Origin of the sequence: Desulfatiglans sp. (assembly GCA_012513605.1) — a bacterium.
In the GTDB taxonomy this organism is placed as follows: domain Bacteria; phylum Desulfobacterota; class DSM-4660; order Desulfatiglandales; family HGW-15; genus JAAZBV01.
The window spans coordinates 56,982-65,197 of sequence record JAAZBV010000039.1; the positions used below are offsets into that span (position 1 = coordinate 56,982).

An 8,216-nucleotide genomic window follows, 5' to 3' on the forward strand; every position below is an offset into this window, starting at 1 on the left:
TTGCCTAAAATGATGCAAATAAATTATGATATTCTAATACAAATTATGGTATTAATGAAAGAAATAATTGATATTGCTTATACAATCGAAATCGAAATCGGGTTTATCAATCGAAATCGAAATCGATTTTACTGCCGATTTGGATAACGATTTCGATTTCGATTTCGATTTCGATAAGGATTTATGGGGTTCATCATCAGAAAATTCATTAATAGTGCAGGGGCAATAATGTTTATGCCTGTTAAGGGGATATATCTTCTTATATTTTTCATCATCCTTGTTACAACCATCCTTATCTTCTATAAAGGTATTGAAGGGTGGTTTGTGTTTCAACCCCAGAAGAGGCTTGATTATTCCCCTTCCGATTTCCAGTTGAAATTTCGTGATATCTATCTCAATACCACTGATGGAGTAAAATTGCACGGCTGGTATTTTTACCCCTACCCGGATAAGCCTGTAATATTATTTTGCCACGGGAATGCAGGCAACATCTCACACAGGCTTGAATATATAGATCTTCTCCTTGAGATAGGGGTTAATGTCCTTATCTTTGACTACAGGGGATATGGCAAAAGCAGCGGTCACCCCTCGGAGCAGGGGATCTATACTGATGCATTGAGTGCATTTGATTATCTTGTAAGGGATGAGAAGATCAACCCCAGTGATATTATCCTGCTTGGCCGCTCACTCGGGGTGGCAGCCGCACTGGAGGTGGCATCAAAAAGAGAGGCAGGGGCCATTATCATTGAGAACGGATTTTTGTCAGTGTGTCACATGGCAAAACATATGGGTATCTTCAGGCTCATTGCACCCCTTATCCCGCAAAATTACAACAGCCTTGAGAAGATCAGACATGTCGCCATTCCCAAACTTATCATGTGGAGCGAAAATGATGAGATTGTCCCGCCCATTATGGGAAGAAAGCTTTTTGAGGCGGCCAGCGAACCTAAATATTTTTATGAGATAAAGGGTGCGCGCCACAATGATACCCATGTGGCAGGGGGCAGGGGATATCAAAATACTATCAGTGAATTTATCATGACCGCGAAGGTCAAATAGGGTTTTTGGGACATAACTCGTTATCCAAATCGAAATCTTTATCGAAATTGAAATCGCAATCGATTTCGATGAAAACCCGATTTCGATATGGATTTCGATTTGGATTAAGTGGGCAATATTGAGTTTATTGTCAGGAAGAATAATAAAGGCACGAGGCTCAAGGCTCAGGGCACGAGGTGCACGGCTATAGTCTAAGCCCTGTGCCCTTCTTCCTGTTTTATTGCATTTCATTCAACGTTCAAAGTTCAATGTTCGACGTTGGATGTTCGTCCTTTTCTTCTTCCCCCTTGAGCCCTGCGCCTCTATTACTCCTTCTTCCCCAGTTCCACTGATCTCTTTTTCGCTGCTTCTATCATCCCCTCAAGGATATCCCCGATTTTATTTTCATCCATATATTTAAGCCCTGCCTCTGTTGTGCCACCGGGCGAGGTGACCATTTTCCTTAACTCAGACAGGGGTGTGGCTGTTTTTTGTGCAAGCATGGCCGCACCAAGAAATGTATTTATCACCATATTCTTTGCGGTCTCCTGGTCAAAACCCTGTTTTTGGGCAGCTTCAACAATGCATTCCATCAGCCTGAATACAAAACCCGGCCCGCTCCCGGATACAGCCGTTACCGCATCCATCATGGCCTCATCCACAGTAAAGACATTGCCGACCGCCTTTAAAATATCCAGGGCAATATTCAGGTGATCCACATTAACAGCGCCCCCTGCGGCTATTGCACTCACCCCCATCTGGACAAGGGCAGGGGTATTGGGCATTACCCTTATTACCGGCACATCAGCCCCAAGGATTGTCTCTATGGCATTTATCCTGATACCCGCCGCAATGGATATGACCAGATGATTTTTGTTTATGGCCCCTTTTATCTCTTCCAAAACCATTGCCATTACCTGGGGCTTTATTGAAAGGACAATAATATTGCATGCGTTGCATAATTCCCTGTTGGATAAGATACCCTCTACCTTATAAGAGTTACTCAGTGCCCTGATCTTTTCAGGGTTGCTGTCAGACGCCTTGATCATGTCATGATTAAAAAGACTACTCGCAATAATCCCCTTGATAAGGGCACTCGCCATATTGCCAGCGCCTATAAAGCCAATCCCTTTTTCTGTAAAATTCATATATCTCTCACCCTAGAACCTTCTGCCAGCCACTGCCTGGGCAACATTGAAGAAGAGGTCTCCAAGCTTCTCAAAGGTTGAAATGAGGTCTACCATTACAAGGCCAGGGTCAACCTTACATATGCCGTCCCTCAGCCTCATGAGGTGCCTCTCCTTCATCTCTTCCTTCATCCTGTCTATTAAAATCTCCAGCTCCTTTGCCCTTTCAATAACATCTGTATCTTCTTCCCTGATGGCGGTATTTACAATGGTTAAAAATTTTCGCACATCTGTTGAGATGGTTTCATAATCCTTCATCCCCTCGTCAGAAAAAAAGAGGTTCTGTTCTATCAGCCTTTCAATCAACCTTGCAATATGTTCCACCTCATCGCCGGCCCGTTCAAAATTATTTGCCATCCTTGTAAGTGCAGATATCTCGTTTGATTCCTCCGATGTAATGGGCTGCTGCATGATATTGACCAGAAATTTGGTTATTTCTTTCTGGAGGTTATCAAGCATGTCCTCCCTTCTTCTCCATTTTGAAAGGTCCTTTATCTTCCGGGATTTTATAGCCCTGACAACATCGTCATACATTGTCTCTACCGCTTCACCCATCCTGATTATCTCTGCCCTGGCCTGTGCAAGTGCAACAGACGGGGTCTCAATATATTTACTGTCAATAAACTTGATCTTTCTGAACTCCTCAAAACCCTCTTTTTTTTCTGAATAGGGGGTAAGCCATATTGTCATCCTTACAAGGTATGGAAGCGCAAAAAGGAAAACGACCGCATTTACAATATTAAAAAGGGTGTGAGAATTGGCTATGTATCTTGATATGTTGGGGCGCACGCCATTGACAAGCTGATCTGCAGGGCCAAAATTCATGATCGCGCTCGTGAGATACTGGACAATCTCAATGAAAAAAGGAAAGAAGATAATTATGATAATAACCCCTATTGTATTAAAAAGGGTATGTGCATTGGCCGTTCGCCTTGCATTGATATTGGAGCCTATGCTTGCAAGCTGTGCAGTAATGGTGGTGCCGATATTCTCCCCCATGATGAGAGCGACGCTTGTTTCAAAATTGATCATCCCCTGAAATGCCATTGCCATTGTAATACCGACCGTGGCGCTTGAACTCTGGAGGATCATGGTCAGTATTGCGCCTGTCAGCACACAGAGGGTTATCCCTATGATTGTATTAGCCTGGAACCCGGTTAAAAAAGAGATAAAAAAGGGCTCGTTTTTAAGCGACGCAAGGCCGTTTGACATAGTGGAGAGGCCATAAAAAACAAGGCCAAAACCAAGCAGCACATCACCAAGGTATATCCATTTGGTATGTCCTGTGAAAAACTTGATAAATACTCCAAGGGCAATAACCGGAAGGGCATAGGCTGTTATCTTGAAGGCTATGAGCTGGGCGGTTATGGTTGTTCCTATATTTGCTCCTATAACCACACCGACTGCCTGGGTAAGATTCATAAGCCCTGCATCAACAAATCCTACCAGCATTACCGATGTGGCGCTTGAACTCTGTACTATGCTTGTAATAAGTGTGCCTACGCCGCAACCCACAAAACGGTTGTTAGAGACCATATTTAATATATGCCTGAGCCTGTTGCCTGCGAATTTCTGTAGCCCCTCGGACATGATCTTCATGCCGTATAAAAACATACCCAGTCCGCCAAGGGCCTGAAATATCACTGTAACCATTGTATTCTATAACTCCATTGCAAAGAGGGCTGCGCCAACTGCACCCGCAAGCTGGGGGTGTTCGGGCAATAATACCTCTGTGCCTGTTTTCTCTTTTATCATCTCCACCAGGTAGGGGTTATGCTCCACTATTCCCCCTGTCATAACAATGGGCGGGGTGATCAGATCCATCTCCAGCACACGTTTTATAACAGAAAAAAAGAGCCCCTTTATGATATCAGGCACCTTTTTCCCCTGCCTGATCTTCTCCAGCACCTCTGTTGCTGAAAAGACCGTGCAGAAGCTGCCAAGCTCCACCATCTCGGTCGACTGTTTTGCAAGACCATCCATATCCTCTATGGGGATATCGAGCCTGGCTGACATCTCCTCCAGAAATGCCCCTGTACCGGCAGCGCACTTCCTGTTCATCTTGAAGTTGATGCGTCTCCCTTCGCTGTCAAGCTTGATAACCTTGTTATCCTGGCCGCCTATGTCTATTATTGTCATTGCCCTGTTAAAATAATGAAACGCCCCCTTTGCATGGCACCCGATCTCTGTCCTGGTATCATTGCTAAAGGTTACATTTGTCCTTCCATAACCTGTGGAAACAGTGCGGGTGACTGCATCACGCGATGCATTTGCCATTGTGAGTGCCTCGTTAAGGCCATCTTCTGCGGTTCGGCTGAAATCTGTCCCTGATTTTTTAACAGAAAACCCCTTGAGGTTTTTCAGATTATCAAGCAGGGCAACCTTTGTGCGGGAGGCGCCTATATCCACCCCCGCATATAAAACTCTTTTATCTGTCATCAGTGCAGGGGTTACCTTTCATCCAGTTGTTCAATAAATGCCTCAATATTGGTCTTTGCCTGCTCCTCTGAGTAGCAGCGCAGGTCATTCAGGTCGCCGTTGATTACCAGCCTGGGTATGCCAAGTGTTTCACTTATCCTCTCTGACAGGCCATACCTGTTGTTTGAGTTGTTGGGGCAGGTCTTGGCATCGTGGAATATGATCCCGTCAAATTTATATTTTTCAAAGCAGTTGCGCATATATCTTTCCTTGAATGCCTCATCCCTCACGATAAAGAGCTCAGTATATGCCCTTCCCATGCTCTCAAAGGGGTCTTTGGGGTCAAGCTGGTCAAATATCCAGCTATTGCAATAGGTAGAGGCCACGATGCATGTATTAAGCTCTGCAAACTGATTGCTGAGTGTGCTTAGCTTGCCCCATACAGGCATGCCGTCCCAGTAGATCCTGTGCCTTTCATTTTCTATTGCAGCCACCTTGCCCGCTACCCTCTCCTTGAGCTCCTTCAAGAGCACCTCATAATAATCCACCGCCTCCTTTGTGCCCCTTGCAACAACAGCAGGGCCCATATGGATGGTTGCATCAAAGAATGTCCAGGGTGATGGAATGGCAGATGCGGTCTCAAGGCATGCCCTCCATAGCACGGATGTCTGTCTTGAGAGTTCAACCGCCTCCTTGAAACGGTCCATATCAAACCTTTCACCGGAAACCTTTTCAAGTTCAGGGATAAGCGCCTCTGTCTGTTTGGCAATATCACTCACCTGGAAACCCCTGATCTCTCCTATGTCCCTGTGGGTATGTATGCCTACCATGGGGACATTAAGCTCCCTTGAATACCATGCAAACCAGTCCTGAACGTCTCGGCACTGGTTTGTATTAAAGACCAGGATATCCGGCTTTGGCACAGACTCCATCTTGTAGGCGGTGGTGAGCGGTGTCTTTTTCTGGAGGAATGAGCCTATATCGCTTGTAAGGTATGAGCAGATGTCAGGTGAATAACCTATGGCATTTGCATATGGAATAAGATCAGTGGCCATCCTGGTAGCGCCAAGCATGGCCCCGTGATTTTCAGGAAAGTAGACCAGAAAACCCATGCCCCTAAGCAGTTCAGCAGGGCCAACACTTGTGCACCATGCGATCTTTTTTGACCCGGTTTTAGCTGCCTCATCCAGCTCATAAAAATGGTTTGCCATTACTTTGTTATATAGACCCTGACACTCAAACTTTTTTCTGGCAGGTTTTTTCTCTTCACTCATCCTGATTATTCCTCCAATATTTTTATTTTATTACTTCTTTTCGGGTGCCAACTTTAGTTGATTAGCGCAAGGCTTGTCAAGCCTTGATTCCCTGATATCTCGATAAGACCCTAAGGATTGTAAAAGCTGGATCAGAAATCCATAACGCAGCATTCTCGTGAAAGGCGGGTCATTGATCCCGGTACACCGGGAAATCCATTTTAACCACGGAGAGCATCCGCCGTCGCCAAGGCTATGGCGGGACAGGCGTTTATCAAGGAGGAAGACTTCATATTATATTATCAAAAAATGATTTTTGCTTTTCGTAGGGGCGGGATTTATTCCCGACCTCTCCCTTTTTAAAATCCTATCTGTAGGGGCACAGCGCCTGTGCCCTTTTTCTTTTTTTGCTTTTCATTCGACGTTCATTCTTTTTTCTTTACGCTTTGAGCCTTGAGCCTTTATTTGCTTTTGATTCAAAGTTGAAAGTTGGACGTTCGATGTTCGACGTTCATCCTTTCCCTTGCGCCCTTCCCCCTCCTTAAAAATCCGCAGGGCTCAAAACCGGCACCCCTGATTTATTAAGCGCATGTGTATAAATCATTGTAGTAGAGACATCAGCATGTCCAAGGAGTTCCTGTATTGTACGAATGTCGTATCCCTTTTCAAGTAGTTGTGTGGCAAAGGAATGTCTTAAGGTATGTGGGGTGACCTCTTTACTTAAACCTGCCAAACGAGATGCTGTTTTTACTTCTTTTCTGAGATTGCTTGGGTCTGCATGGTGCCTTCTCACTTTATTGCTTCGAGGATCTATACTTAGACTTGCCGCAGGAAAAACATACTGCCATATCCAGTCTTTTTTTGCTCCTGGGTTCTTTCGGTCATATCCCGGCCAGATATAGACCCCATCTGCACCCTCTTTTATATCCTTTAAAAAAATCTCCTTTGCATATTCAACCTGTTTTTTAAGATCTTCCTTATATTTACCAGGCAACATTGTAAGCCTGTCCTTGGCCCCTTTTCCACTTCTTACTACTATCTGATTTTGGGCAAAATCTATGTCCTTTATTCTTAACCGCACACATTCCATTATGCGAAGACCTGCGCCGTACAGTAGACCTGCCATCAGGAGATCGACCCCTTCCATTTTACTGAATAAAAGCTTCATCTCATTAGCAGTCAAAACAACCGGTACTTTCCTGTCACGTTTTGCCCGGTAAAAATCACTGAAATCACCCGGATCACGTTTTATAACCTGTGTATACATGAACACTATTGCATTTAAGGCCTGGTTCTGAGTGCTGGCCGAAACTTTCCTGTTTATTGCCAGATAATCAAGATATCTTCTAATATCATCCCGCGTCAGCCCTTCCGGTTTAGCGCCATTATTAAATGTAATAAACCTCACTACCCATTCTATATATGATTGCTCAGTCTTTATTGAATAATGTCGGTATCTGATTTCATTTGTTATTTTTTCAATAATATCAGAATGGGTGCTGATTATTTCTTTTTTTGTTGCCAGGTTATCTTTGAACAATTCTTTTTCCTGTGATTTTTTTAAAGCAGTCCCAGAGTCTTTCATATTAGTCTCATTTTTTTCGAAAGGCAGTTGCAGGTGTTTATAATATAATATGTACAAGGCTTTCCTGGCCCTTTCTATTTCCTCGCCACTGTTAATATTATCTTTCTTAAGCTTTTCAATGAATGAAATAACATGTTCTTTTGTTCTCTGGCGTAAAGGGATTCCCTTAATGGAAATGGCAAACCTTTCACCCCATTTCACATAAGAGTCTGCTTCAGACTCTGATAGACCTTGTTTAATGACTGTTTCACGAAAACTGTCCCAAAACCTGTTGACATCTTTGATATCATTTTTCATAATGCCTCTGTCTCCTCAGTTTTGTTTTCCTTAAGTTTTATAGGCAATTTTTATGCCTTAATGTATCTATTTGATTTATTAAGGTATTATTGGTTAGCATATATAGAATATTGTTTTTATGCACTGATAATTGTGCAGGAAGCACATAAAAATGTGCAAAAAAACAAGAAGAAATGAAAGTTGACTTAAATTTATATCATTAATCTTTAGCCAGTTTTATTAATCAGCATTCAGCTACCACCTATTTACCCTCAATAGGTAATAGGTAGGCAACAAACCTATTCAATAGGTGATTTTGTAACCTAATACATGTTATACCAATGGAAATAAAAAATAAAAAAATAGTTTTAAGCGTCGTATTTTCTACCATTTTATTGGTGGTTATGATTTTGTCATTCTGGAAATACACGCCATTTTTTTATCTCTACAATGTTAAAG

Annotated in this window: 6 protein-coding genes; 1 reads left to right on the plus strand and 5 read right to left on the minus strand. The window is 43.2% G+C overall.

Features of this window, described 5'->3' with window-relative positions; translation table 11 throughout:
* Positions 1-183 precede the first annotated feature (183 nt).
* Positions 184-1,059, plus strand: a complete 876-nt coding sequence (locus GX654_05765) for an alpha/beta hydrolase (GenBank protein ID NLD36361.1) — start codon at positions 184-186, stop codon at positions 1,057-1,059.
* Between the two features lie 305 nt (positions 1,060-1,364).
* On the opposite strand, the gene GX654_05770 is transcribed toward GX654_05765, so the two are convergent.
* From GX654_05770 to GX654_05790, 5 genes are all read right to left on the minus strand, one after another.
* Positions 1,365-2,186, minus strand: coding sequence for a pyrroline-5-carboxylate reductase (locus tag GX654_05770; protein NLD36362.1), 822 nt, complete (start codon positions 2,184-2,186; stop codon positions 1,365-1,367).
* Between the two features lie 12 nt (positions 2,187-2,198).
* A complete protein-coding gene (locus GX654_05775) occupies positions 2,199-3,878 on the minus strand; it encodes a Na/Pi cotransporter family protein (protein NLD36363.1) in 1,680 nt (559 codons plus the stop codon).
* 6 nt (positions 3,879-3,884) lie between these two features.
* Entirely contained in the window at positions 3,885-4,664 is a 780-nt protein-coding gene (locus tag GX654_05780) for an ATPase (protein ID NLD36364.1), read from the minus strand.
* A gap of 11 nt (positions 4,665-4,675) precedes the next feature.
* The gene (locus tag GX654_05785; protein NLD36365.1) at positions 4,676-5,917 is read right to left on the minus strand and encodes a 2-hydroxyacyl-CoA dehydratase; all 1,242 of its coding nucleotides are present in this window, start codon (positions 5,915-5,917) and stop codon (positions 4,676-4,678) included.
* 520 nt (positions 5,918-6,437) lie between these two features.
* On the minus strand, positions 6,438-7,778 hold the full coding sequence (locus tag GX654_05790; GenBank protein NLD36366.1) for an integron integrase: 1,341 nt from the start codon (positions 7,776-7,778) through the stop codon (positions 6,438-6,440).
* Positions 7,779-8,216 lie beyond the last annotated feature (438 nt).